Below are 25,862 nucleotides of genomic sequence, written 5' to 3' on the forward strand. Positions count from 1 at the left end.
GATCCTCCTTAACGATCCAGCACCGCCACGGCCGGCAGCTCGCGCCCTTCGAGAAACTCGAGGAAGGCACCGCCACCCGTGGAGATATAAGAGATACGATCGCTCACGCCATACTTGGCCACGGCCGCGAGGGTGTCGCCCCCGCCGGCAATGGAAAAGGCAGGGGACTCGGCAATCGCCTCGGCCAGCGCCCGCGTGCCGCCACCGAAGGCATCGATCTCAAACACGCCCACCGGGCCGTTCCAGACAATGGTGCCGGCCTGGCGCAGCCGCTCGGCATAGGCCGCCGCGGTCTTCGGGCCAACATCGAGGATCATCTCGCCGTCACCGACCGAGTCGACGTCGCGCACCCGCGCCTCGGCGGTTTCGCTGAGCTCGTCGGCGACCACCACATCCTCCGGGATCGGGATCTCGCCACCGGCGGCTCGGGCCTTGTCCATGAGTGCGCGGGCCGTATCCACCAGGTCGGCCTCGATGAGCGACTGACCCACCGGATGACCGGCGGCCGCGATGAAGGTGTTGGCGATGCCGCCACCCACGATCAACTGATCCACGCGGTCGGTGAGCTGCTCGAGCACGGTCAGTTTGGTGGAGACCTTGGAGCCCCCGATGATCGCCACCAGCGGCCGGGCGGGTGCCTCCAGCGCCTTGCCGAGGGCCGCCAGTTCGGCGGCCAGCAATGGCCCGGCCACCGCATCCGGTGCGAAGCGTGCGACCCCATGCGTGGAGGCCTGGGCCCGATGCGCCGTACCGAAGGCATCCATCACGAACAGGTCGCAGAGCCCGGCCATCCGACGCGAGAGGTCCTCGTCGTCATCCGTCTCACCGGCGTTGAAGCGCACGTTCTCGCAGAGCACAAGCTCGCCGGCGGCCGGTGCCGGATCGGTCTCCAGCCAGTCACGCACCACCGGCACGTCCTGGCCCAGCAGTTCGCCCAGCCGACGGGCGACCGGCGCCATCGAGGCCTTCGGGTCGAAGGATCCCGCCTTCGGACGACCGAGATGGCTCATGACCATGACCCGCGCGCCGGCATCGAGGAGGCGCTGGAGGGTGGGCAGCGCGGCCCTCAGCCGGGCCTCGTCCGCAACCTCGCCATCCTTGAGCGGTACGTTGAGATCCTCGCGGACCAGCACCCGTTGATTCGCAGGGGTGACATCATCCAGTGTCCTGACCGCCATTACTTGGCCTGCATCATGGCCAGGGCCGTATCCAGCATGCGGTTGGAGAAGCCCCACTCGTTGTCGTACCAGGCGCAGGCCTTCACCAGCCGGCCGCTGACCTTGGTCAGGGTCGCGTCAAAGGTGGAGGAATGCGGATCATGGTTGAAGTCCACCGAGACATAGGGACCGTCACTGTAGGCGAGCACCCCCTTGAGCGGGCCCTCCGCGGCCGCCTTGACGACCTCGTTGACCTCTTCCACCGAGGTGTCCCGCGAAGCGATGAAGGACAGATCGACACTGGAGACGTTGATGGTGGGAATCCGCATGGCGTAGCCATCCAGGCGTCCATCCAGCTCCGGGAGCACCAGGCCGACCATCGCGGCCGCACCGGTCTTGGTGGGGATCTGCGACATCGTCGCGCTGCGGGCGCGGCGCAGATCCTTATGGTAGACGTCGGTGAGCACCTGGTCGTTGGTATAGGCGTGGATCGTGGTCATCAGACCCTGCTCAAGGCCGATGGCATCGTTGAGCGGCTTGACCAGCGGCGCCAGGCAGTTCGTGGTGCAGGAGGCATTCGAGACGATGGTGTGATCCGCCCGCAGCACATCGTGGTTGACGCCGTAGACCACCGACGCGTCGACATCCTTGCCGGCCGGCGCGGAAATGAGCACCTTCTTCGCGCCGCCCTGGAGGTGGGCCGAGGCTTTCTCCTTGCTGGCGAACAGCCCGGTGCACTCCATCACCACATCGACGCCCAGCTCACCCCAGGGGAGGCTGGCCGGATCCCGCTCGGCGAGCACCTTGATCTCGTCGCCGTTGACCACGAGGTTACCGTCGCGCACCTCGACCGTCCCGGGGAAGCGGCCGTGCGCGGTATCAACGCGGGTCAGATGGGCGTTGGTGTCGGCATCACCGAGGTCGTTGATTGCCACGACCCGGATTTCATCACTGCGGCCCGCCTCGTAAATCGCACGCAGCACATTACGGCCAATGCGGCCATAGCCGTTGATTCCAACCTTGATCGCCATGTTGTCGACTCCTGATTATTACTCTGATCTTCGCTGATCGTGTCGTGATGAACGCCGGCGGCTTCAGTTCGCCAGCTGTTGCTCCAGGGCCGCCACCACTGCCTCGGTGGTCAGCCCCATATGCTCGTAGACCGTGTCGCCAGGTGCCGATGCACCGAAATGCCGCAGCCCCACCAGGCCCGACTCGCTGCCCACCAGGGCCCGCCAGCTGTCGGACGCGGCCGCCTCCACGGCGACCCGTGCCTGAACGGATGCCGGAAGGACGGCCTCGCGGTAGTCCGCCGGCTGCGCCAGGAAGCGCTCCAGGCAGGGAACAGAGACGACGCGGACGGCGTGACCGCGCGCCTCAAGCGCCTCCGCCGCCGCCACCGCCATGCCCACCTCCGAGCCACTGGCCATGACGATCGCCTCCGGAACGGCGCCGGGCTCACGCAGGACGTAGCCGCCCCGGCGGATCGCGTCAATCTCGTCATCCTGACGCGGCTGATGGGGCAGCTTCTGCCGCGACAGCGCCAGTGCGCTGGGGCCGTCGGTGCGCTCCAGCGAGGCCTGCCAGGCCACCGCCGTCTCGGTGAGATCACATGGTCGCCAGACGTCCAGGTTGGGGATCAGCCGCAGGCTCGGCAACTGCTCGATGGGCTGATGCGTCGGCCCGTCCTCGCCCAGACCGATGGAATCATGGGTGTAGACGAGAATGCTGCGAACACCCATGAGCGCCGCCATGCGCACGGCGTTGCGGGCATAGTCCGAGAACACGAGGAATGTCCCGCCGTAGGGGATGATACCGCCGTGCAGGGCCAGCCCGTTCATGATGGCGGTCATGCCGAATTCACGCACTCCATAGAAGAGGTAGTTGCCGTCGGCATCCTCGGCAGAGACGGCGGTACAGTCCGCCCACCAGGTATTATTCGACCCGGTGAGATCCGCTGATCCGCCCACCAGCTCCGGCAGATGGGGACCAAAACCGTTCAGCACGGCCTGTGAGTGCTTGCGGCTGGCATCGTCCCTGCCCTCCGCCTGAGCCTTTTCGATGAATGCCCGGGCATGCTCGGCGAAGTGCTCGGGGAGTTCGCCGGCCATGCGCCGCTCGAAATCGGCGGCCAACTCCGGATGCGCCTCGCGGTAGGCCGCCAGCGTCTCGCGCCACTCGACCTCCGCCGCGGACCCGCGGGCACGGGCATCCCAGCCCTCGTAGATGTCATCGGGGATCTCGAATGGGCCATGCGCCCAGCCCAGGAACTCCCGGCTCGCCTGGATCTCGTCATCGCCGAGCGGCGCGCCATGCACGCCATGCGTACCGCAGACATTGGGCGCACCGAATCCGATGGTGGTCTTCGCGCAGATCAGCGAGGGCCGGTCGGTCACGGCCCGGGCCTGTTCGATGGCGGCGCGGATGGCCTCGGCATCGTGGCCATCGACCTCCTCCACCACATGCCACCCATAGGCTCGGAACCGGGCCGGCGTATTGTCGGTGAACCACCCCCGCACCTTGCCGTCGATGGAAATGCCGTTGTCGTCGTAGATGCCGATGAGCTTCCCAAGGCCAAGGGTGCCCGCCAGCGAGCAGGCCTCATGGGAGATGCCTTCCATCAGGCAGCCGTCGCCGAGGAAGCAGTAGGTATGATGGTCCACCAGGGTATGCCCGGGGCGGTTGAACTGACCGGCGAGGATACGCTCGGCGAGCGCCATGCCCACTGCATTGGCCAGCCCCTGTCCCAGCGGCCCCGTGGTGGTCTCGACGCCCGGCGTGTCACCCACCTCCGGATGACCCGGCGTGCCCGACTCGAGCTGACGGAAGTTGCGCAGCGCATCCATCGGCACGTCATAGCCACTCAGATGCAGCAGCGAATAGATGAGCATCGAGCCGTGGCCGTTGGAGAGGACGAATCGATCACGATCAGGCCAGTGTGGATTGGCCGGATTGTGCCGGAGGAAATCGTTCCACAGGACCTCGGCGATATCCGCCATACCCATCGGCGCGCCGGGATGCCCGGACTGGGCCTGCTGGACGGCATCCATGGAGAGGGCGCGGATCGCGTTGGCGAGTTGGCGGCGGCTGGACATGGGGCGGTTTCTCCGGGGCAGATCCAAGCGGTTATGTGGGCGGCAATTCTCCAGAACTTCCCGCATGCAGGCAACCGACTGTACAATCGTGCGAGTTTTTGTGCCGGCGACAGGGAGCGCACTGCCAGCAATGGGGAACCAGTATCTGTTCACCTCCGAATCGGTCTCCGAGGGGCATCCGGACAAGGTCGCGGACCAGATCTCCGACGCGGTCCTCGATGCCATTCTCGCGGATGACCAGGCGGCCAGGGTGGCCTGCGAGACCCTGGTCAAGACAGGCATGGTCATCGTCGCCGGCGAGATCACGACCTCGGCCTGGATCGATCTGGAGGATCTGGTCCGCCGGACCATTCTGGACATCGGCTATGACAGCGCCGAGGTGGGCTTTGATGGCGCCACCTGCGCGGTGCTCAATGCCATCGGCAAGCAGAGCCCGGACATCAACCAGGGCGTCGACCGGGCCGATCCGGAGGAGCAGGGCGCCGGCGACCAGGGCATGATGTTCGGTTATGCCTGCCGCGAGACGGACGTCCTGATGCCGGCCCCCATCACCTACGCGCATCGACTGGTCAAGCGCCACAGCGATATCCGCCACCGTGGCGTCCTGCCGTGGCTGCGGCCGGATGCCAAGTCCCAGGTCAGCTTCGTCTACGAGGACGGCGAGCCGGTGGCGGTGGATACGATCGTCCTGTCCAGCCAGCATGACGACACGGTCTCCCAGAGCGACATCAAGGAAGCGCTCATGGAGGAGGTGATCCGGCCGGTGATCCCCGGGCACTGGATCAGTGACCGGACGCGGTTCTTCATCAACCCCACGGGCAAGTTCGTGATCGGCGGACCGGTGGGTGACTGCGGCCTGACCGGCCGCAAGATCATCGTCGACACCTATGGCGGCATGTCGCGCCACGGCGGCGGGGCCTTCTCGGGCAAGGACCCATCCAAGGTGGACCGCTCCGCGGCCTATGCCTGCCGCTACGTGGCCAAGAACATCGTCGCCGCCGGTCTGGCCGAAAAGTGCGAGATCCAGCTCGCGTACGCCATCGGCGTGGCCGAGCCGATGTCGGTATTCGTCGACACATTCGGCACGGGCCGCGTCTCCGAGGCCCGGCTCGTGGAACTGGTGCGCGAGCACTTCGATCTACGCCCGTATGGCATCCTGAAGATGCTGGACCTGGTCCGCCCCATCTATCGGCCGACGGCCAGCTATGGTCACTTCGGCCGCGAGGAAGACGGCTTCCCGTGGGAGCGGACCGATCGGGCGGAGGCCCTGCGCAGCGCCGCGGGCCTGTAACCGCCGCAGTAATCGTTCGCGTGTCGAGGAGCGCTGCACTTCGCCTGGAGGCGGGGGAGGCTCGGCACGGGGACTCAACGGACAACGGCGCTCGACGGAACACATGGAGTTGAACCATGAACGCTGTCGTTGACACCAGGCTCTCCGGATCGATCATCGCCGATGCCAGCCTCGCCCCCTGGGGCCGTCGCGAGATCGAGATCGCCGAGACCGAAATGCCCGGCCTGATCGCACTGCGCGAGAAGTATGCCGGCGAGAAACCACTCAAGGGCGCCCGCATCGCCGGGTCGCTGCACATGACCATCCAGACCGCGGTGCTCATCGAGACCCTCGAGGCCCTGGGTGCCGAGTGCCGGTGGGCAAGCTGCAACATCTACTCCACCCAGGACCACGCGGCGGCGGCCATCGCCGAAGCGGGCACCCCGGTGTTCGCCTACAAGGGCGAGTCGCTGGAGGAGTACTGGGAATTCACCCATCGCATCCTCGAGTGGCCGAACAGCGAGCCGAACATGATCCTCGATGATGGCGGTGATGCCACGATGGCGGTGACGCTGGGGGCGAAGGCCGAGCAGGATCCGTCGGTTCTGGACAACCCGGGCAGCGATGAGGAGCGGGCGCTGTTCGCGGCGATCCGCCGGCGCCTGAAGGAGAACCCGGGCTTCTACGCCCGCACGCAGGCCGCCATCAAGGGCGTGACCGAGGAGACCACCACCGGCGTCAAGCGCCTCTACGAGATGCAGCAGAGCGGCGAACTGCCCTTCCCGGCGATCAACGTCAACGACTCGGTGACCAAGTCGAAGTTCGACAACCTCTATGGCTGTCGCGAGTCGCTGGTGGACGGTCTGAAGCGCGCCACCGATGTCATGATCGCTGGCAAGATCGCCGTGGTTGTCGGCTATGGCGACGTGGGCAAGGGTTGTGCACAGAGCCTCAAGGCCCTGGGTGCCAGCGTCTGGGTCACCGAGGTCGATCCCATCTGCGCCCTGCAGGCCGCCATGGAAGGCTATCGGGTGGTCACCATGGAAGAGGCGGCGGACAAGGCCGACATCTTCTGCAGCGCCACCGGCAATTACAACGTGATCAACCACGATCACATGGCCGTCATGAAGAATGAGGCCATCGTCTGCAACATCGGGCATTTCGACAACGAAATAGACGTCGCCGGCCTGCGTCAGTATCAGTGGGAGAACATCAAGCCGCAGGTGGATCACATCACCTTTCCCGACGGCAAGAAGATCACCCTGCTGGCCGAGGGCCGCCTGGTGAATCTGGGCTGTGCCACCGGTCATCCCAGCTTCGTGATGTCGGCGAGCTTCACCAACCAGGTGCTCGCCCAGATGGCGCTGTTCAACAACGATGGCAGCTACGGCAACGAGGTCTACGTCCTGCCCAAGCATCTTGACGAGGAGGTGGCCCGGCTGCATCTCGAGAAGATCGGCGCCCATCTGACCACGCTGCGCGAGGAGCAGGCGAAGTACATCGGTGTCTCGGTCGATGGCCCCTACAAGCCCGAGCACTATCGCTACTGAACCCGCCACTCGCCTGCATGTGACAGGCATCCCACCGGTCGGGGAGGTCATGGACCTGCCCGATGCGGTGGTCCGACATATCCAGGCCCGTCGTCTGCGCCGCAGCGACGGGCTTGTGCTTTTCGACGGCACCGGCGGGGAGTACACGGCTCGCCTCGACACCCTTGAAAAGCGCCGCGCGCGGGCTCGCATCGAGGCGTTTTCGCCGCGCGAGGCCGAGCCCCCGGTGGCGGTGACCATCCTGCAGGGCATCAGCAAGGGTGAACGCATGGACTACTCGGTGCAGAAGGCCACCGAGCTGGGCGTCGCCCGGATCATCCCGGTGATCAGTGAGCGCTGCGTGGTGCGACTCGACACCGACCGCTGGGCGAAGAAACAGCGTCACTGGCAGGCCGTGGCCGTCGCCGCCAGCGAGCAGTGCGGCCGCAACCGCATCCCGTCGGTGGAAATGCCCTGTGGGGTGGATGATGCCCTGACGGCGGTGGCGGGTCTCCCCGGCGTGATCTTTGATACCGAAGGCGACCGGGCGGCCCATCAGCTTGACCCCGCGTCAGCGCTCGCCACCCTCATTGGCCCCGAAGGCGGTCTGGCGCCCGCCGAGATCCAGCGCGTAGCCGACCTTGACTGGCAGCGGATCCGCCTCGGCCCGCGCATCCTGCGCAGCGACACCGCCCCGGTGGCGGCACTGGCCGTCATTCAGACCGTGATCGGAGACATGGGTTAAACCGACCTCAAGGAACCATGATGTCCCGGCTTGCCCGTCAGCCACTCACCGTCATCGTCATGGCTCAGCTGTTCGGGACCTCACTGTGGTTCAGCATCAACGGTGTCTGGTTCTCCCTCGCCGGCGAACTGGGACTGGATGAAGGAGATCTGGGCCGGCTTACGCTGAGCGTCCAGGCGGGATTCATTCTGGGCACCCTGGCGCTGGCGACCACGGGGCTTGCCGACCGGTTTTCCGCGAGTCGGATCTTTGCGACCGCCAGCCTGCTCGGTGCGCTGATGAACGCGGGATTCATTCTCGCCGCCACCAGTCCGACACTGGCTGTTCTGCTGCGCTTTCTCACCGGACTCTGCCTGGCCGGCATCTATCCGCTGGGCATGAAGATGGTCATCGCATGGACGCCCTCGCACGCCGGCGCCGCACTCGCCTGGCTGGTCGGCATGCTGACGCTGGGCACCGCCACGCCGCATCTCATGCGCGGGCTTACGCTGGGGCTGCCTTGGGAAGGGGCACTGCTGGGGGCATCGGCGCTCGCCCTCGTTGGCGGGGCGTTGGTCTTGCGCCTGGGTGACGGGCCGCACCTGCCGCCCACCGCCGGTCCCATCGCGCTGCGCGGCGGCCTCGAGGCCCTGGGAATGCCGGCTTTCCGGGCGGCGGCCAGCGGTTATTTCGGACATATGTGGGAGCTCTACGCGGTCTGGATGCTGGTGCCGTTGCTCGTGGCCCGCGAGCTCGGCCGGATGGGAGCGACCGCCAACCTTATCCCCTTCGTGGCCTGGCTGATCATCGGCATCGGGCTGGTGGGCTGCGTGATCGGCGGGCATCTCAGTCGCCGCCTTGGCAGTGCCTGGGTGGCGTCGCGGGCACTCAGCGTCTCCGGTGGCCTGTGCCTTGGCTATCCGCTGCTCGCCGCGCTCGGTACGCCACCACTGATGCTGATCGCCCTGCTGTTCATCTGGGGGCTGACGGTGATCGCCGACTCGCCGCAATTCTCGGCAATGGCCTCGGCCGGCGCACCCTCGCATCGGGTCGGCGCCTCGCTCGCGATCATGAACGCGATCGGGTTCGGCCTGAGCATCCCCGCCATCTGGCTCACGAGCCATCTCTGGATGATTCAGGGGCCGTGGGTTTTGATCTGGCTCCTACCCGGGCCGATATTAGGGCTGCTGGCACTTCGTCATTTTTCGACGAAGAAATGAAAGAATTCGTCAGCTTATTCTTTAATCATTCACTGGATTTAAAACCCTTAAATCGGTACAACATCGGTCGGTTCGATTTGGAACTTTTGCGGGAGAACGGACTCATGATGGTGCTACCCTTCCTGCTCGTCGCGATTGCGCTCGGGCTGGTCTATTTCGAAAAACCCGGTGCGGGTTACGTTGTCTGGGGCGGGGGTGTGCTCTGGACACTCTGGCTGCTGAACGTGCACGCCACCGACAAGCTCAATCTCAACTTCTAGGGGGCGGAGATGACGGATTCACTCGCGAAAACGCTCAATGCCCTCGGTCTGCTGGCCATTACGATCGTGCTGACCTTCGCGTTCGCCGACCAGCTTGCCAAGGATGACCTGCCCTGCCCGCTCTGCCTTCTGCAGCGCGCCGGCTTCGCGCTCGCCGGCTTCGGTCTGGCAATGAATATCCTCCAGGGACAGCGCGCGCGGCATTTCGCCCTTGTCATCCTGGGTGCAGTGACCGGCTTCATGGTGTCGGTGCGGCAGATCTTTCTGCACATCGCGCCCAGCTCGCCCTACGGATCAGGCTATGGCGATACGTTCATGGGGCTGCACTTCTACACCTGGGCCGCGCTGCTGTTCGGTCTCATCATCATCGGCTCGGCGCTCATGATGATTTTTGACAACGGCTACAAGACGGACGGTACCGACAAGGCGAGGAACACGGTGCGGCCGACCGGCCTGGCACTGTTCGCCTTCGGCGCTTTCAGCCTGCTGGTCATCGCCAATGCCGGCTCCACCCTGCTCGAGTGCGAGCTCGGACTCTGCGCCGACAACCCGACCGCCTACGAGATGCTCGAAAACTCATAGCCCGGTCGCACTGGATCCGGGAAGAATGCTGGAGGCTTGAGCCATGCTGGAACTTGATCCCGTCATTCTCTCCCGGATTCAGTTTGCCTTCACCATCACGTTTCACGTCATATTCCCGTCATTCACGATCGGGCTGGCGGCGTGGTTGACTACGCTCGAAGGCCTATCGATGGCAACAGGCCGACCGGTCTACCGGCGGCTTTTCGATTTCTGGCTGAAGATATTCGTCGTCGCCTTTGTCATGGGCGTCGTCTCCGGCATTGTCATGGCATTCCAGTTCGGCACCAACTGGAGTGAACTGGCCGCCCGCACCGGCCCCATCCAGGGCCCCCTGCTCGCCTACGAATCCTTTACGGCCTTCCTTCTGGAGGCGACTTTCTTCGGCGTCATGCTGTTCGGCCGCCACCGCGTGCCGCCGTGGTTCTATTTCGTTTCCTGCCTCATGGTGGCGTTCGGCACATCGCTGTCGACGTTCTGGATCCTCGCCAACAACAGCTGGATGCAGGTGCCGGTCGGCTATGCGCTGGAGGGCCAGCAGTTCGTCCCCACCAGCTGGAGCGCCATCCTCACCAACGAGGTCCTCTGGGTCCGCTTCCCGCATATGCTGCTGGCGGCCTACCTGACCACGGCCTTCTGCGTGGCGGCGGTGGGGGCCTGGTACGCGCTGCGACGCCTCTATGCGGAAGAGAGCCGGGTGATGCTGCGCATGGGCCTGGGGCTGGCGGCGCTGCTGATCCCCTTCCAGCTGGTGATCGGCCACCTCAATGGCGAATATGTGGAAAAACACCAGCCCAGCAAGTTCACGGCCATCGAGGGGCGCTGGGAGACGGAACAGCCCGCCCGGCTGCTGCTGCTCGCCTGGCCGGATGAGGCAGCGGAGCGGAACAGCTTCGAGATCGGTGTACCCAAGCTCGGCAGCTTCTTCGACAACCTCAATTTCACCTCCCGCGAGCCGGGCATCCGTACGGTGCCGGCGGCCGAACGCCCGCCATTCCTGATCCCGTTCTACGGATTCCGGGCCATGGTGGGGATGGGGCTGGTGATGCTGTTCATCTCCTGGACCGGATCCGTGCTGGTGAGACGGCGGCGCATGGACGCCGGCAAGCTGCCACCCAAATGGTTTCTCTGGGCGACGGCGCTGAGCTTCCCCAGCGGATTCATCGCCGTGGTCGCCGGCTGGTTCACCGCCGAGGTGGGGCGCCAGCCATGGGTGGTGTTCGGGGCGCTGCGCACGGCGGATGCCGTGACACCGTCGCTGGGAACGGCCACGGCACTGACCTCGCTACTCATCTACATCGGCCTGTACTCGATCATCTTCCCGGCGGGCACCTACTATATTCATCGGACCATCAAGCGTGGACCGGGGAACGAGATCGAGGCCGACGAATCCACCGAGGTCAAGGTCCATCGCCGGGCGCTTCCGCTCGGGCAATGACGTCCATGCGATCTGCCTGATAAGAGAGGAACCCGGGTTTGGAAACGATCTGGCAATTTGACCTGGTGCATTTCTGGGCGGCGGCGCTGGCCTTTTCGATCCTGATGTATGTGCTGCTGGATGGTTTCGACCTCGGCGTCGGGATGCTGTTCGGCATCAGTGGTGACGCCGGCCTGCGTGACCGGATGCTGCGGACCATCGCACCGGTCTGGGACGGTAACGAGACCTGGCTGGTGGTGATCGGCACGGTGCTCTTCGGTGCTTTCCCGGCGGTCTATGCCATATTCCTGTCGGCCTTCTACCTGCCGGTCGCCTTTCTCCTCGGGGCGCTGATCCTGCGCGGTGTATCCATGGAATTCCGCGGGCGAAGCACCCGCCGGCGCTGGTTCTGGAATCTGGGCTTCAGTGGCGGATCCTTCGCCGCGGCATTCGTGCAGGGCGCCGCCGTCGGCGCGCTGGTCAAGGGCATCGACGTCGACAGCGGACAGTATGTCGGCGGCCCGTGGGACTGGCTGTCGCCCTTCGCGGTGTTCTGCGGGCTGGGCCTCGTTGCCGGCTATGCCCTGCTGGGCGCGAGCTGGCTGGTGATGAAAACCCGCGGCGACCTGCGGGAGTGGAGCTACCACTGGCTGTTGCGTCTGCTGGCGATCAGTATCGGATTCATCGCGGTCAGCTTCGTCTGGACCCTGCTGGCTGGGCTGAATATCACCGATCGCTGGTTCGAGGCACCGGTGCTGCTGGCCGTCCCGGTAGTGTTGCTCCTGACCGGGGTGGTGGGCCTGATCTGGAGCTGGCGTCAACGGCTGGATCGGCTCGCCTACCCCATGGCGGCGCTGATCTTCTTCGCGGCGTTCACTGCGTTCCTGCTCAGTTTCTGGCCCTGGGTCCTGCCGGGGGATCTACGCTTCGACCAGGCCGCGGCGCCGCCGAAGTCCCTCGAGTTCCTGTTCTATGGTGCCGGCATGGTCGTGCTGCCGATCGTCGTGCTCTATACCGTCGGGGTATACTGGATTTTTAGAGGCAAATCCCGGCCCTTGGATGAATGAACCCCCGATCCTGGCGATTCTATGTGGCCGCCGCTCTGGTGGGCGCGCTGGCGGGGCTGATCGGTGCGGCGTTTCACGCCCTCCTCGATCTCGCGGTCAGCGAGCGACCGGCCCTCGAACAATGGCTTGACAGCCTTCCAGTCCCGTCGTGGTTCTCGCTCATGCTGCTCTGTGCGCTCACCCTGATGGGCTCACTCTGGCTGGTTCTGCGCTTTGCCCCCGAGACCGCCGGCAGCGGCATTCAGGAAGTCGAGGCAATACTCGGAACACATCGCCGCCTGCGCTGGCATCGGGTCCTGCCGGTCAAGTTCACGGGCGGGCTTCTTGCCGTCGGCTCCGGCCTCGCCCTGGGCCGAGAAGGCCCGACCATTCACGCCGGCGCCGCCTTCGGACAGATGGTCAGCGACTGGCTGGGACGTGACCGGGCCGAGGCCCGTGCCCTGATCGCCGCCGGGGCCGGGGCCGGTCTGGCCGCCGCTTTCAACGCCCCACTGGCGGCCATCATCTTCGTCACCGAGGAGCTCCGCGAGGAGTTCGACTACCGTTTCACGACGCTCCAGGCCGTCACCCTGGCCAGCTGCCTCGCGGTCATCGTCAGCGGTGCCCTGATGGGCCAGGGCCCGCAGTTGCCGATTCCCGTCGCCGACGACGGCCCCGTGCCCGTCGGGGCCCTGCCGCTGTTCCTGATCCTCGGCGTGGTGGTGGGCCTGATCGGCGTGCTGTTCAATCGCCTGCTCCTCGCCGGCGTGCGTTCCGTGCGCGCCCTGCCCACGAGGCGGCATTACCTGCTGGTGGGGGCGGTCGGCCTGATGCTCGGACTGCTGCTGTCCTACCTGCCCTCGGCGGTCGGCGAGGGAGACCGACTGGTGGCGACACTGCTCCGGGATCAGACGGCCCTGCTGATTCTGCTCGGATTACTGGCACTACGGCTGATCACGACGGTCACCAGCTACAGTCTCGGACTGCCCGGTGGCATCTTCGCGCCCATGCTCGCGTTGGGGACGCTGATCGGTGCCGCCTTTGCCGGCCTGATCGGCATTGTCGCCCCGGCGCTCGACCTGGCGCCGACCTTCTTCGCAGTGGCCGCCATGGGCGCGCTTTTCGCCGCCACCGTCCGCGCGCCGCTCACCGGGATCGTGCTGGTCATCGAGCTCACGGGCGATGTCGCCCTGGCGCTACCCATCATCGTGGCCTGCCTCACCGCCACATTCACGGCGCAGGCCATGGGCGGCCGGCCGATCTACAGCGAACTCCGCGCGCTGAACTCGAACGCGGGCTGATAGACTACCGGCCGTCGACGCGCTGCAACGAGGAGCTTTCCATGGCCTATCGCCTCGGGGTCGTCATGGACCCCATCGAGGGCATCACCCCGTACAAGGACACCACGCTGGCCATGCTGCTGGAGGCCCAGCGACGGGGCTGGGAAATCCGCTATCTGACGCTGGCGGATCTCTCGCTGCGGGACGGGACGGCCTATGGCGATGGCGCGCTGCTTGAGGTCCGCGACGACCACCATGACTGGTTCAGCCTCGGCGAACGCGATGAGGAGCCGCTTGAGAACCTCGATGCGATCCTCATGCGCAAGGACCCGCCGGTGGACAGCGCCTATGTCTATGCCACCCACATCCTGGAAGTGGCCGAGCGCGCCGGCGTGCTGGTGGTCAACCGGCCACGGGGCCTGCGCGATGTGCAGGAGAAGCTGTCCATCGCCCACTTTCCGCAGTGCTGCACCCCCACCGTGGTGGAGATGAAGGCCGGGCCGCTGAAGGCCTTCATCAATGCCCAGGAGCGCGCGGTGCTCAAGCCGCTGCATGGCATGGGCGGCGAGGCGATCTTCGTCGTGCATGCCGGCGACCCCAATACCAGCGTCATCATTGAACAGCTCTCCGAGCGCGGTACCCGGTACGTCATGGCGCAGCGTTATCTGCCGGAGATCAGCGACGGCGACCGGCGCATCCTGGTGATCGATGGGCAGCCGATGGATTTCGCCCTGGCGCGGCTGCCTGCCGCGGGCGAGAGCCGCGGCAATCTCGCCGCCGGTGGCCGTGGCGTCGCCCGCCCGCTGACCGATCGTGAGCGCTGGATCGTTGAAGAGGTCCGCCCGCTGCTGGCCGAGCACGGCATCCTGTTCGCCGGCCTGGACGTGATCGGCGGCTATCTCACGGAGGTCAACGTCACCAGCCCCACCTGTGTGCGGGAAATCGATGCGCAGCAGGGGACGAACATCGCCGGCGAGCTCTTCACGGTCATCGAACACCGCCTGATGGGACGCCCCTGATCCGGCATGGACGACGCCACCCTCGCCCGCGACCGCCTGCTCATGGCGGTGCTGCTGTCGATGGTGGTGCATATCCTGGTGCTGTTCGGCCCCTTCGGTCCGGACATCGCATCGCCCCCCCGGATCACCACCGAGATGCCGCTCACTCTCGAACTGCAGCGCTCGGTCCCGCAGCGTACTCAGCCGATCGGGCTGGTCATCGGGGCAGCTCCCGATGGCTGGCGGGTGATCGACGAGCAGCCACGCGGGCACCAGCGGCATATTGACGGGACCACCCGTGATGAGCCGGCTGCCCGGTACCTGCGCGACTGGATCCTGCGGGCCGAGGCCGTGGGCAACCGGGTCTATCCCAGGGCGCTGATCGAGGCGGACGTCACGGGACGGGTCATCATGGCGGTGACGCTCAATGCCAGTGGCGAGATCGTCGCCACGCGGATGCTCGGTAAGGGGACCCGACCAGCGCTGGAGCAGGCGGCGCGGCGCCTGGTCGAGGCGGCCGCTCCGTTCCCGGCGGTGCCGCCGGAGGTGCTGCAGGGGCGTGATGAACTCGTCATCACCCGCACCTGGTCGTTCGGGGAAGCAGTGCCATGAGCCGCCCCGCCACTTACCTGGGCTTCGATGCCGGGGAGAAGCGGCTGGGCGTCGCCGTCGGGCAGTCGATTACCGGCCTGGCGCGGGCGCTTGAGGTGCTGCCCTGCCGTGCGGGGCACCCGGACTGGTCGGCCTTACAGGCGCTGGTTGACGACTGGCAGCCTGCGGCCCTGATCGTCGGCATCCCGCGACATGCCGACGGCAGCGCCTCCGGGAGCACCCGCCTTGCCGAGCGCTTCGCCGGCGAGCTGGCGCGGCGGACCGGCATCAGCGTCCATCGCATCGACGAGCATCTCTCAAGTCATGCGGCGGAGACCGCGTTGCGGGAGCGCGGCGCCAGGGCGGGCGTGATCGATGCCGAGGCGGCGCGTATCATTCTGGAGACGTGGATGAGCGAGCAGGCCCCGTGACAACACAACTACCTGATATCGAACCGTTGCTGGCCAAGCTGACCGAACAGGTCGCCACCCTTCTGTCGGCCGAAGGCCGCGAGCGTTGCGCGCTGGTGGGCATCCACCAGGGCGGCGCGTGGCTGGCGGGCCATCTGCAGGAACGACTGGCGTTGCCAGGCGAGCCCGGTGCGATAGACATTGCCTTCTACCGCGATGACCTGGCCCGCGGCGGGCTCCAGGCCGAGGTCCGGCCGAACCGCATGCCCATCGACATTGAGGATCGGGTCATCGTGCTGGTGGACGACATCCTCTACACGGGCCGAACCATTCGGGCGGCGCTGAACGAGATCTTCGACTACGGGCGCCCTGCCGCGGTGCGCCTCGCCGTCCTCCTGGATCGACCGGGACGCGAATTGCCCGTCCAGGCGGACATCGCCGCCCATTACATCGATCTGCCGGCACGGCAGCGCATCAAGCTGCGCGGCCCGGACCCCCTTCACCTGGTCATTGAGGAGGCCCGTTCATGAGCGTCCAGCTTGACGACCAGGGGCGACTGCGGCACTTCCTCACCACCGAAGGACTCGATCCCCGGCTGCTGGTGCGCATCCTGGATACCGCCGAATCCTTCTCCGGGGTGATCGGCAAATCGGTGAAGACCGTCCCCCTGCTGCGCGGTCGCACGGTGATCAACCTGTTCTTCGAGTCGAGCACCCGCACGCGGACCACCTTCGAGCTGGCGGCCAAGCGACTGTCGGCCGACGTACTGAACGTGGCCGTGGATACGACGACAACCAAGGGCGAGAGCCTGCTCGACATGCTCCGCAACCTGCAGGCGATGCAGGCCGACATGTTCGTCATCCGTCACAACCAGAGCGGCGCCGCCGAGTACTTCGCCCGCCATGTCGACCCGGGTGTGGCGGTGCTTAACGCCGGCGACGGCTGGCACGCCCATCCAACCCAGGCCATGCTCGATGCCTTCACCATCCGCCGGCACAAGGGCCCGTTCGAACAACTGCGCATCGCCATCGTCGGCGATATCCGTCACTCCCGCGTGGCCCGCTCGCAGATCCATGCCTTCAACGGCCTCGGTGCTGGCGAGGTGCGCGTCATCGCACCCAACACCCTGCTGCCCTCGGATGTCGACAGCCTCGGTGTGCAGGTCCACAACGACCTCAGCGCCGGGCTGCGTGACGTGGATGTCGTCATCGCCCTGCGCCTGCAGCGCGAACGCATGCAGGGTGCCCTGCTGCCCGGCGAGTCAGAGTACTTCCGGCATTACGGGCTGACCGAATCCCGCCTGGCCAGTGCGCATCCCGAGGCGATCGTCATGCATCCCGGCCCCATCAACCGCGGCGTGGAGATCGACTCCGCCCTGGCCGATGGTCCGCGCTCGGTCATCCTGGATCAGGTGACCAACGGCATCGCCGTGCGCATGGCCGTCATGACCATGGTTCTGGGTGTTCAGCCGGATACGGCACGGGAGGTGTCATGAGCCGCATCCTGATCTCCAACGGCCGCCTGATCGATCCGGCCAGTGGTCTTGATGAAATCGGGGATGTGGCCATCGCCGACGGACGCATCGTCCGGCTCGGGGGACAGATCGAGGACTTCACGCCGGACCGGCGCATCGACGCCAGCGGCCAGTGGGTCATCCCCGGACTGATCGACCTCAGCGCCCGTCTCCGCGAACCGGGCGCCACCCGAAAGGCGGACATCACCAGCGAAAGCCGCGCCGCCGCCGCCGCAGGCATCACCAGTCTGGTCATGCCACCGGATACCACGCCGGTCATGGATACGCCTTCGGTCGTGGAACTGGTCAGTCATCGCGCCGACATCACCGGCGCCGCCCGGGTGGTCCCGCTGGGGGCACTCACCCGGGAACTGGCCGGCGGGCAGCTGTCCGGCATGGCCGGCCTGGCCGCGGCCGGCTGCCCGGCCCTGTCCGACGGTGGCCGGCCGATAACCGACTCGCTGGTCCTGAGAAGGGCCCTGGAGTATGCCAGCACCTTCTCACTCCCCTGTCTGCTGACCCCCGTTGATCCCTGCCTGGCGCAGGGCTGCCTCAATGAGGGACCGACGGCTACCCGGCTGGGGTTACCGGGCATTCCCGCCGCCGCCGAAACCGCCGGTCTCGGCCGCCAGCTCGCCGTGGCCGGTGCCAGTCGGGCGCGCGTGCACTTCGGGCGCCTGTCCAGTGCCGACGGGGCCCGTCTGCTCACCACCGCCCTGGGCGAGAACCGCAGACTGACCGCGGATGTAGCGATCCATCAGCTCTTCCTGACCGATCAGGATGCGATGGAGTACGACACCCGGTTCCATCTTGATCCGCCACTGCGGGACATCATCGATCGCGAGGCCCTCCGGCAGGCCGTCGCCGATCGGGTCATCCGCATCATCTGCTCCGACCACCAGCCCCACGACCAGGATGCCAAGGACGGCCCCTTCGCCAGCACGGCCCCCGGTGCCAGTGGCCTTGATACCCTGCTGGCGCTGGTACTGCGCCTCGTCGAGGAAGAGGTGCTGCCGCTGCACCGGGCACTGGCCACGGTGACCCTGGAGCCGGCGCGACTGCTGGGGCTGGAAGGCGGCCGTATCGACGAGGGCGCCGCCGCCGACCTCGTCGTGGTGGATCCGGTCGCGCCCTGGTTCTGTACCGAGGAAAGCCTGCGAAGCCGTGGCCGCAACTCCCCGTTCCTTGGCTGGGAATTCAGCGCCCGGGCCACTCACACCCTCGTGGCCGGACGCCTGGTCCATCAGCCCGACCCCCCATGAAACCCGGCCGTCTGATCGACGCAACACCGGTCATGGACGACTGGTGGCTGCTGCGGCTCGGCTGGGATGAGGCGGCGCCGGCACCGGGTCAGTGGCTTTGGCTGGAGCTTGCCGGGCGACGCTGCTGTCTGCCGATCCGCGATGCCGACGAGAAAGAAGGCTGGATCGCCGGCGTCGTGCCGCAGGGCTGTCTGCCGGCACGGATCGGCCCCGGCACACCCGCTGCGATCTCCGGGCTCCAGGGCGAGCCCGTTATCCCTGGGGAGCATGAACGCTTGCTGGTGCTTGGAGAAGATCTCGGCATCGGCCCGGCCATGGCTCTGGCCGAGCGCGCGACCACCCGGGTCCGGCTATTGCTGCTCGGCGGCCATTACGGCGTCCCCGCCCGTCTGGTGCCGTCTCGGTTTTTCATCCCCGCCCTCGCCGACAGCGCCATCGCCGGCGTCTCCAGCCTTGAACAAGCCGGTGTGCCCGCCCGCGTCGCCCTTGACGAAGACCGGCCCGGCGTTTTTGAAGGCGGCATCATGGATCTCCTCGGCCGCTACCTCAGCGACACCCCGCCGCTCGAGCGCGAGTCACTGCGACTGATCGCCTTCGGCTCCTGGGGTGAGCTCCATCAATGCCGCCAGGGGCTCGCCGCCAGCGTCGGCGCGGTCGAGCTGGTGGAACTACCGGGCGTTCAGGAGCGCGGTGGATAACACACCGATCGGCGCCTCGAGATCGTCCGGGGAAAGGGGCGGAGCCGGCAAACCCGGGATCGGGTGGCGGATCATGGCTTGGCGATCCCGTCTCCTTGTCTCGGGCGACCTCGGGGCGCCCGGGACAAGGAGACGGGAGCGGCAGGGCACGGCCAAGGATCAACCGCTGCACAGCAACCGAATTCGACGCCATCACATCTCCCGCCGTATCATTCCGGCGATGACCACCGAGCAGACAGCCAGGATCGCCCAGCGCCTTGCCGAGGTCCGCCAGCGGATCCGCGATGCGGAGTTGGCCCATGGCCGTGAGGCGGGCAGCGTGCAGCTGCTGGCGGTGAGCAAGCGTCAGCCGGTTGAGGCGATCCGGGCGGCGCTCGCCGAGGGGCAGCACGCCTTCGGCGAGAATTACCTGCAAGAGGGTGCGGAAAAACGCGCGGCGCTCGCGGGCGAGGCCATCGAGTGGCATTTCATCGGCGCCCTGCAATCGAACAAGACCCGCGCGGTAGCGGAGGGCTTTGACTGGGTGCATACCATTGATCGGCTGAAGATCGCGCGGCGCCTGTCCGAGCAGCGACCGTCAGAGGCCGCACCGCTGCAATGCTGCCTGCAGGTGAACGTCAGCGGCGAGGCGAGCAAGGCGGGCGTCGAGCCCGGGCAGGCACCGGCGCTTGCCATGCAGATCGCCGATCTGCCCAATCTGCAGCTGCGGGGCCTGATGACACTGCCGGAGGCGGTGACCGACTTCGAATCCCAGCGGGATGCCTTTCGGAAGTTGCGCACACTGCAGGCACAACTCGTTGCCGACGGACTGGCGCTCGATACGCTGTCCATGGGCATGTCCAACGATCTGGAGGCCGCAGTGGCCGAGGGCGCGACGATGGTTCGCCTGGGCACCGCGGTTTTCGGACCCCGACCGGAGAAAAAGCCGTGAGCGAGAAGATCATCGCCTTTGTCGGTGGCGGCAACATGGCCCGCAGCCTGATTGGAGGGCTCATTGCCGATGGCCATCCCCATGCCGGCCTGCGCATTGCCGAGCCCGATGCCGGGCGCCGCGAAGCGCTGATCGAGGACTTCGGGATTCAGGCCTTCGAGGAGAACGCCACGGCCATTCGCGGCGCCGATGCAGTGATCCTGGCGGTCAAGCCGCCATTGATCGCGGAAGTCGCCCGCGACCTCGCGGGACAGATCCGTGAGCAGGGCAGCCTCGTGATCTCCGTCGCGGCGGGGGTGCGCTCTGCCGATATCGCCTCATGGCTGGGCGGTGACGCGCCGGTGGTCCGGGCCATGCCCAACACGCCGGCGCTGGTCCAGACCGGCGCCACGGCGCTGTATGCCAATCAGGCCGTCACCGCCGCGCAGCATGACCTCGCTGAGACCACCCTGCGCGCCGTGGGCATGGTGGTCTGGCTGCCCGATGAGGAACAGATGGATGCCGTCACCGCGGTCTCCGGCAGTGGCCCGGCCTATTTCTTCCTGACCATGCAGGCCATGCAGTCGGCCGGCGAGTCCATGGGCCTGAGCAGCGAGACGGCCCGGCTGCTGACCCTCGAGACTGCCCTGGGGGCGGCCCGAATGGCACTGGAGAGCAGCGAGGATCCCGCCTCGCTACGCCGGCGGGTGACCTCTCCGGGCGGCACCACGGCCGCGGCCACGCAGGTACTCGAGGATGGCGACCTGGCCGGGCTTTACCGCCGCGCCCTGCAGGCCGCGGCGCGTCGGGCCCATGAGATCGGCGACGAACTGGGAGATCAGTAAGCATGGGGCCGGGTTATCTCAGCAGTCCACTGGCCTTCCTGGTCGACACCCTGTTCAGCCTCTACATCATGGCGGTCATGCTGCGCTTCCTGCTGCAGTGGTCGCGGGCGGACTTCTACAATCCGCTCTCGCAGTTCCTCGTGCGGGTCACCCAGCCGATGTTGCAGCCCCTGCGCCGGATCATCCCGGGCTGGGGGGGCATCGACTTCCCGGCGATCGTGTTGATGGTCGTCCTGCAGGCCATTGCCCTGGCACTGTTGATGATGATCGCCGGGGTCACGCCACGGATCGACTATCTGCTGCTGCGCACGCCGGCTGAGCTCATCAGCCTGCTACTCAACGTCTACCTGATCGCCATCGTGGTCCGTGCCATCCTCTCCTGGATCAATCCGCGCGACTACAATCCCGCCACGACGCTCCTGCTGGGGCTGACGGAACCGGTGATCCGGCCGTTCCGGGCGATCATCCCGCCGATCGGTGGAGTGGACCTCTCCCCGCTGGCCGCCATCATCGCCATCCAGATCCTGAAGATGCTGATCATGCCGCCACTTGACCGCATCGCGCCGGCACTGATGATGTAATCATGAGCGGACCATTCCCCGAGGATTCGGTGGGGCTGGTGACGCCCCGGACCGTGCATTTCGACGAACCCCTCTCCCTCGATTCGGGGCGGATGCTGCCGGGCTATACCCTCGCCTACGAGACCTACGGCGAACTCAACGCCGATGCCAGCAACGCGGTCCTGGTCTGCCATGCGCTCTCGGGCAGTCACCATGCCGCCGGCTACAACGCGCCGGACGAGAGAAAACCCGGCTGGTGGGAAGCCTGCATCGGCCCTGGGAAGCCCCTGGACACCAACCGCTTCTTCATCGTCTGCAGCAACAACCTTGGCGGCTGTCACGGCTCAACCGGCCCCACCACAAGCAACCCGGAAACCGGCGAAGCCTACGGCGCCGACTTCCCCCTGGTCACCGTCCGCGACTGGGTCCGCAGCCAGGCACGTCTGGCGGATCACCTCGGCATTCCACGCTGGGCCGCCGTGGCCGGCGGCAGCCTGGGCGGGATGCAGGCGCTGCAGTGGGCCATCGACCTGCCCGAACGCCTGGCCCATGCGATCGTGATCGCCGCGGCCCCGCGGCTCTCGGCACAGAACATCGCGTTCAACGAAGTCGCCCGCCAGGCGATCCGCTCTGATCCGGATTTCCGGGAGGGTCGCTATGCCGCGACCGGTGATCGACCGCGGACCGGCCTGATGCTGGCGAGAATGCTCGGCCACATCACCTACCTGTCGGAGGCCGCCATGGGCGAGAAATTCGGCAGGGACCGGCGTGGCGAGCCCAACGACTACGGTTTCAACTACGATGTGGAATTCGAGGTCGAGAGCTACCTGCGCCATCAGGGGCAGTCATTCGTGGATCGCTTCGATGCCAACACCTATCTGCTCATGACCCGGGCCCTGGATTACTTCGATCCGGCATCGGCCTGCGGGGGTGATCTGGCCGAGGCGCTGCGCGGCGTCACCGCACCCTGTTTCATCGCCTCGTTCACGAGTGACTGGCGCTTCCCGCCGGCCGCCAGCCGGGAGATCGTGCGCGCGCTCCTCGATACCAACAAACGGGTGAGTTACGCCGAGATACGGGCCAACCACGGCCACGATGCCTTCCTCATGCCCGTGCCGCGGTATCGGGAGGTATTCACCACCTACATGCAGCGGGTTGCCGCGGAGGTGGGCGTATGAGCCCGCTGCGCGCCGACCTCGAGATCGTCGCCGACTGGGTCGGCACCGGTGACCGGGTGCTTGATCTCGGCTGCGGTGACGGCCGGTTGCTGCGTTACCTGTTCGACAGCCGCCAGGCAACGGGTTACGGACTGGAAATCGACCCCACGGGCATCACCCGGAGCATTGCCAACGGCATCAATGTCATTGAAAGCGACCTGGACGAGGGGCTTTCCGACTTCGAGGATGATGCCTTTGACCAGGTCATCCTCACCCAGACACTGCAGGCGGTCCAGCGCCCCGACCAGCTGCTGCGGGAAATGCTCCGGGTCGGCCACACCGGGATCGTGACCTTTCCGAATTTCGCCTACTACCGCCTGCGCTACCACCTGGCCGTTCGCGGTCGCATGCCGATGAGCGAGGCGCTGTCCTACGCCTGGTACGAGACACCCAACATCCATTTCTGCACCATTCATGATTTCGAGGCGCTTTGCGAGGAGCTGGGTATTCACATCCTGGAGCGCCGCGTGTTATCTCATGACTTCAAGCGCCCGCTGCTGGCGAGCCTGATCCCCAATCTCTTCGGAGAAGTGGCGCTTTACCGCATCTGTCGAGCCTGAAGGAGAGCATCATGCCGCACTGCCCACGCCGGATTGCTGGATGGATCGCCGGACTCCTGATGTTGCTGCCACTGGTCGCCGGCGCCCAGCAGGCTGACCGCTTCGGTGAATACGAGATCCACTACAGCGCAATGCCCACCGGCATGCTCAACTCCACCGTGGCCGACGAGTACGGAATCATGCGCAGCCGCACCCGCGGCATGGTCATGCTCACGATTCTGCGCGAGGGCCAGCCCGTGGAGGCCCGGGTGGACATCGTTGCCCGCGACAACAACGATGACCTGTCCGAGATCGGCGCACGTCGCGTGCGCGACGATGGCTGGATCTCCTACATCGGCACATTCCCGGTCGAGGATGGCGAAGCGCTGACCTTCGAGATCGAGGTCAACCCGCATCAGGGTGGTGGACCATTCAAGGTGGCCTTCCGACAGACCTTCTTCACCGGGGAGTAGCCATCGTGTCGACATGGCTGATCACCCACCCGGACTGCCTCGCTCACGACACGGGCAGTGACCACCCGGAGCGCATTGAGCGTCTGGAGGCTGTCCTGGCGGCCCTGGAGGCGCCGGAGTTCGACGCCCTGGCGCGTCATGAGGCCGAGTCCGCCCCGCGTGAGGCCCTGGAGAGGGCACACGACAGCGACTATATCGATGACGTCTTTAATGCCATCCCGACATCGGGTCGGACCCATTTCAATGCCGACACCGTGGTCTCGCCCGGGTCGGGCAAGGCGGCGCTCCGGGCCATCGGAGCGGCATTACAGGGTGTGGACGCGATCCAGAGCGGTCAGGCCCGACGCGTGTTCTGCGCCACCAGGCCGCCCGGACATCATGCCGAACCCGATGAATCCATGGGCTTCTGCCTGTTCAGCAATGCGGCCATCGCCGCACTCCATGCCCAGGCGGTCCACGGCGTACAGCGCGTCGCAGTCGTCGATTTCGATGTCCACCACGGCAACGGGACCCAGCGCATCTTCAGCGGGCGGGATGGGTTGTTCTATCTCTCGCTTCATCAGCATCCGCTGTTTCCCGGCACCGGCACCCGCCGGGAGAACATCCCCGGCAACATCCTCAATCTTCCCCTGCCGGAGGGTACCGGCTCCGCCGCCTACAGGCAGCAGTTCCACGGCGAGGCCATCTCGGCGCTGATCGACTTCGACCCCGAACTGCTGATCATCTCGGCGGGATTCGACGCGGCGGCCGAAGATCCGCTGGCGGGACTGGAGTTGACCGCCGATGATTTCAGCTGGATCACCGATGAACTGGTGGCCGTTGCCAATTACTGCTGCGGCGGCCATGTCTGCTCGATTCTCGAGGGAGGCTATGATCTCGGTGCCTTGTCGCGCGGGGTGGCACGGCATGTGGCCGGACTGATGCGATGAGGCTTGACAGAGCCGGTTATGCACATGGCACCCGCCAAAGCGCCTGCGATATAGCGCGTAAATGCCTGATTGCAGAGGATAATTAGTAAGTTACTGATTCTATTGGAAATTACACCCTGCTCAAGGATTCACCGATCTGATCGTAACCGCAGTGTCATGGCCTCCGTGCCGCTGATCCCCCAGTCCCTCCACAGACTTATCCACAGGTTGTGGGGACAAGTTCAGGGGCGATGGGGCGTCGCGAGGTACTCGTGGGACTGCATTTCCTGCAGACGCGAGACCGTGCGACGGAACTCAAAACGCAGACGCATGCCCCGGTACAACCAGTCGATGTCGGCCATGGCGGAGATGAGCAGCTTGACGCCGCGATCGTAGAACTCGTCCACCAGGGCGATTAACCGTCGGGCGGCGTCCTCACGTTCGCGATCGAGGATGGGGACGCCGGAAATCAGCACGGTATGGAACTGCCTCGCGATCTCGATGTAGTCCTCCTGGCTTCGCGGCCCCTCGCACAGGGCATCGAAACCGCACCAGAGCACGCCGTCGCCGACGCCCCGGGCCGGGATCTCGCGGTGATTGATCCTGAGGACCGGTTCGGCATGCTCCCGCTCCGGACAAAGCTGTTCGAAGGCGGCCGCCAGGGCGGCCTCGGCGCGGGCATCCGGGGGCACATGGTAGATGGGTGCCCGACTGAGCAGTCGCAGCCGGTAATCCGTTCCACCATCCACGTTCATCACCCGCGTATGGCGCTGGAGCAGATCAATGGCCGGCAGGAAGCGCTCCCGCTGCAGACCGCCGTCATACAGCCCTTCCGGCGGCACATTGGAAGTGGCCACCAGCGTCACGCCTTCTTCGATCAGCCCATGCAGCAGCCCGGAGAGGATCATCGCATCGGCGATATCGCTGACGAAAAACTCATCGAAGCAGATCACCCGGGTATTCTCGGCCCATTCAGACGCGAGGCGCCGGAGCGGATCGGACTGATCCCGGAGCACGCGCAGCCGCTCATGGGCGGACTGCATGAAACGGTGGAAATGCGCGCGGCGCTTTCCCGCCGTGGCCGGCAGACACTCGAAGAAGGTGTCCATCAGGTAGGTCTTGCCACGGCCTACGCCTCCCCACAGATAGAGCCCCGTCGGTCCGGCGTCCGCCTCACCGCGACGCCTCGCCCACCAGCCCCGCAGCCCGCCAGGCGGCGCCGGCGCCTCAAGCAGGGCATGGTATAGGCCATCCAGCGCGTCCACCGCCATCCGTTGTTCGGCATCGTCGAGGAAGTCACCGCTATCCAGGTCGGCCTGATAGCGCTCACGTGGCGTCGTCACCGCAACTACTCGCCATAT

At 66.2% G+C, this 25,862-nt stretch carries 27 protein-coding genes and 1 riboswitch; of the genes, 23 read left to right on the forward strand and 4 right to left on the reverse strand.

The features are described 5' to 3' along the window. Positions 1-8: 8 nt before the first annotated feature. From V6X63_RS03765 to tkt, 3 genes are all read right to left on the reverse strand, one after another. Complete coding sequence (locus tag V6X63_RS03765; RefSeq protein ID WP_367967244.1) at positions 9-1,178, reverse strand: phosphoglycerate kinase; 1,170 nt, start codon at positions 1,176-1,178, stop codon at positions 9-11. Continuing rightward, on the reverse strand, positions 1,178-2,188 hold the full coding sequence (gene gap, locus V6X63_RS03770) for a type I glyceraldehyde-3-phosphate dehydrogenase (RefSeq protein WP_367967245.1): 1,011 nt from the start codon (positions 2,186-2,188) through the stop codon (positions 1,178-1,180). Before gap ends, V6X63_RS03765 begins: the two co-directional genes overlap by 1 nt. A gap of 63 nt (positions 2,189-2,251) precedes the next feature. Continuing rightward, complete coding sequence (gene tkt, locus V6X63_RS03775) at positions 2,252-4,252, reverse strand: transketolase (RefSeq protein WP_367967246.1); 2,001 nt, start codon at positions 4,250-4,252, stop codon at positions 2,252-2,254. Positions 4,253-4,382: 130 nt separating this feature from the next. Between tkt and metK the strand changes: the two genes are divergently transcribed. The 23 genes from metK (at position 4,383) to V6X63_RS03890 (ending at position 24,522) form a co-directional block, all read left to right on the forward strand. Continuing rightward, complete coding sequence (gene metK, locus V6X63_RS03780) at positions 4,383-5,543, forward strand: methionine adenosyltransferase (protein WP_367967247.1); 1,161 nt, start codon at positions 4,383-4,385, stop codon at positions 5,541-5,543. 19 nt (positions 5,544-5,562) lie between these two features. Next, positions 5,563-5,643, forward strand: a riboswitch (S-adenosyl-L-homocysteine riboswitch). Positions 5,644-5,659: 16 nt separating this feature from the next. Next, positions 5,660-7,072 (forward strand): adenosylhomocysteinase, encoded by a 1,413-nt coding sequence (gene ahcY, locus V6X63_RS03785; protein WP_367978176.1) that lies wholly within the window; start codon positions 5,660-5,662, stop codon positions 7,070-7,072. Next, positions 7,038-7,796, forward strand: a complete 759-nt coding sequence (locus tag V6X63_RS03790) for a 16S rRNA (uracil(1498)-N(3))-methyltransferase (RefSeq protein ID WP_367978177.1) — start codon at positions 7,038-7,040, stop codon at positions 7,794-7,796. Before ahcY ends, V6X63_RS03790 begins: the two co-directional genes overlap by 35 nt. A 20-nt stretch (positions 7,797-7,816) precedes the next feature. After that, a complete protein-coding gene (locus V6X63_RS03795; protein WP_367978409.1) occupies positions 7,817-8,995 on the forward strand; it encodes an MFS transporter in 1,179 nt (392 codons plus the stop codon). A gap of 104 nt (positions 8,996-9,099) precedes the next feature. Beyond that, entirely contained in the window at positions 9,100-9,255 is a 156-nt protein-coding gene (locus tag V6X63_RS03800; protein WP_367967251.1) for a DUF5993 family protein, read from the forward strand. A gap of 9 nt (positions 9,256-9,264) precedes the next feature. Continuing rightward, positions 9,265-9,837 (forward strand): disulfide bond formation protein B, encoded by a 573-nt coding sequence (locus tag V6X63_RS03805; protein WP_367967252.1) that lies wholly within the window; start codon positions 9,265-9,267, stop codon positions 9,835-9,837. 43 nt (positions 9,838-9,880) lie between these two features. After that, a complete protein-coding gene (locus V6X63_RS03810; protein WP_367978178.1) occupies positions 9,881-11,272 on the forward strand; it encodes a cytochrome ubiquinol oxidase subunit I in 1,392 nt (463 codons plus the stop codon). 38 nt (positions 11,273-11,310) lie between these two features. Further along, on the forward strand, positions 11,311-12,318 hold the full coding sequence (gene cydB / locus V6X63_RS03815) for a cytochrome d ubiquinol oxidase subunit II (RefSeq protein WP_367967254.1): 1,008 nt from the start codon (positions 11,311-11,313) through the stop codon (positions 12,316-12,318). After that, positions 12,315-13,598 (forward strand): H(+)/Cl(-) exchange transporter ClcA, encoded by a 1,284-nt coding sequence (gene clcA, locus V6X63_RS03820; RefSeq protein ID WP_367967255.1) that lies wholly within the window; start codon positions 12,315-12,317, stop codon positions 13,596-13,598. Before cydB ends, clcA begins: the two co-directional genes overlap by 4 nt. Positions 13,599-13,639: 41 nt before the next feature. Then, positions 13,640-14,596: a glutathione synthase gene (gene gshB, locus V6X63_RS03825; protein ID WP_367978179.1), complete on the forward strand. Its 957-nt coding sequence runs from the start codon at positions 13,640-13,642 to the stop codon at positions 14,594-14,596. Between the two features lie 6 nt (positions 14,597-14,602). Continuing rightward, positions 14,603-15,187, forward strand: coding sequence for an energy transducer TonB (locus tag V6X63_RS03830; protein WP_367967259.1), 585 nt, complete (start codon positions 14,603-14,605; stop codon positions 15,185-15,187). Beyond that, positions 15,184-15,597, forward strand: a complete 414-nt coding sequence (gene ruvX / locus V6X63_RS03835; protein WP_367967260.1) for a Holliday junction resolvase RuvX — start codon at positions 15,184-15,186, stop codon at positions 15,595-15,597. The genes V6X63_RS03830 and ruvX overlap by 4 nt, the downstream gene beginning before the upstream one ends. After that, positions 15,594-16,106, forward strand: coding sequence for a bifunctional pyr operon transcriptional regulator/uracil phosphoribosyltransferase PyrR (pyrR, locus tag V6X63_RS03840; protein WP_367978180.1), 513 nt, complete (start codon positions 15,594-15,596; stop codon positions 16,104-16,106). Before ruvX ends, pyrR begins: the two co-directional genes overlap by 4 nt. Next, complete coding sequence (locus V6X63_RS03845) at positions 16,103-17,071, forward strand: aspartate carbamoyltransferase catalytic subunit (protein WP_367967262.1); 969 nt, start codon at positions 16,103-16,105, stop codon at positions 17,069-17,071. The genes pyrR and V6X63_RS03845 overlap by 4 nt, the downstream gene beginning before the upstream one ends. Further along, positions 17,068-18,351 carry a dihydroorotase gene (locus V6X63_RS03850; RefSeq protein ID WP_367967263.1) on the forward strand — a complete coding sequence of 428 codons (1,284 nt, stop codon included), beginning with the start codon at positions 17,068-17,070 and terminating at the stop codon, positions 18,349-18,351. The genes V6X63_RS03845 and V6X63_RS03850 overlap by 4 nt, the downstream gene beginning before the upstream one ends. After that, positions 18,348-19,049 carry a hypothetical protein gene (locus tag V6X63_RS03855; protein WP_367967264.1) on the forward strand — a complete coding sequence of 234 codons (702 nt, stop codon included), beginning with the start codon at positions 18,348-18,350 and terminating at the stop codon, positions 19,047-19,049. Before V6X63_RS03850 ends, V6X63_RS03855 begins: the two co-directional genes overlap by 4 nt. Positions 19,050-19,269: 220 nt before the next feature. Beyond that, positions 19,270-19,980, forward strand: a complete 711-nt coding sequence (locus V6X63_RS03860; protein ID WP_367967856.1) for a YggS family pyridoxal phosphate-dependent enzyme — start codon at positions 19,270-19,272, stop codon at positions 19,978-19,980. After that, positions 19,977-20,804 carry a pyrroline-5-carboxylate reductase gene (proC, locus tag V6X63_RS03865; protein WP_367967265.1) on the forward strand — a complete coding sequence of 276 codons (828 nt, stop codon included), beginning with the start codon at positions 19,977-19,979 and terminating at the stop codon, positions 20,802-20,804. The genes V6X63_RS03860 and proC overlap by 4 nt, the downstream gene beginning before the upstream one ends. Positions 20,805-20,806: 2 nt before the next feature. Then, positions 20,807-21,385, forward strand: coding sequence for a YggT family protein (locus tag V6X63_RS03870; protein ID WP_367967267.1), 579 nt, complete (start codon positions 20,807-20,809; stop codon positions 21,383-21,385). A gap of 2 nt (positions 21,386-21,387) precedes the next feature. Beyond that, positions 21,388-22,542 carry a homoserine O-succinyltransferase MetX gene (gene metX, locus V6X63_RS03875; protein ID WP_367967268.1) on the forward strand — a complete coding sequence of 385 codons (1,155 nt, stop codon included), beginning with the start codon at positions 21,388-21,390 and terminating at the stop codon, positions 22,540-22,542. After that, positions 22,539-23,141: a methionine biosynthesis protein MetW gene (gene metW, locus V6X63_RS03880; protein ID WP_367967269.1), complete on the forward strand. Its 603-nt coding sequence runs from the start codon at positions 22,539-22,541 to the stop codon at positions 23,139-23,141. Before metX ends, metW begins: the two co-directional genes overlap by 4 nt. A gap of 11 nt (positions 23,142-23,152) precedes the next feature. Further along, a complete protein-coding gene (locus tag V6X63_RS03885; RefSeq protein ID WP_367967270.1) occupies positions 23,153-23,593 on the forward strand; it encodes a DUF4426 domain-containing protein in 441 nt (146 codons plus the stop codon). A 5-nt stretch (positions 23,594-23,598) separates the two neighbouring features. Further along, the gene (locus V6X63_RS03890) at positions 23,599-24,522 is read left to right on the forward strand and encodes a histone deacetylase family protein (RefSeq protein WP_367978181.1); all 924 of its coding nucleotides are present in this window, start codon (positions 23,599-23,601) and stop codon (positions 24,520-24,522) included. Positions 24,523-24,743: 221 nt separating this feature from the next. Here V6X63_RS03890 and zapE read toward each other — a convergent pair whose 3' ends face one another. Continuing rightward, the gene (gene zapE / locus V6X63_RS03895) at positions 24,744-25,844 is read right to left on the reverse strand and encodes a cell division protein ZapE (RefSeq protein WP_367967272.1); all 1,101 of its coding nucleotides are present in this window, start codon (positions 25,842-25,844) and stop codon (positions 24,744-24,746) included. Between the last annotated feature and the right edge of the window lie 18 nt (positions 25,845-25,862).

The organism is Spiribacter onubensis, from assembly GCF_040838425.1.
Lineage (GTDB): Bacteria > Pseudomonadota > Gammaproteobacteria > Nitrococcales > Nitrococcaceae > Spiribacter > Spiribacter onubensis.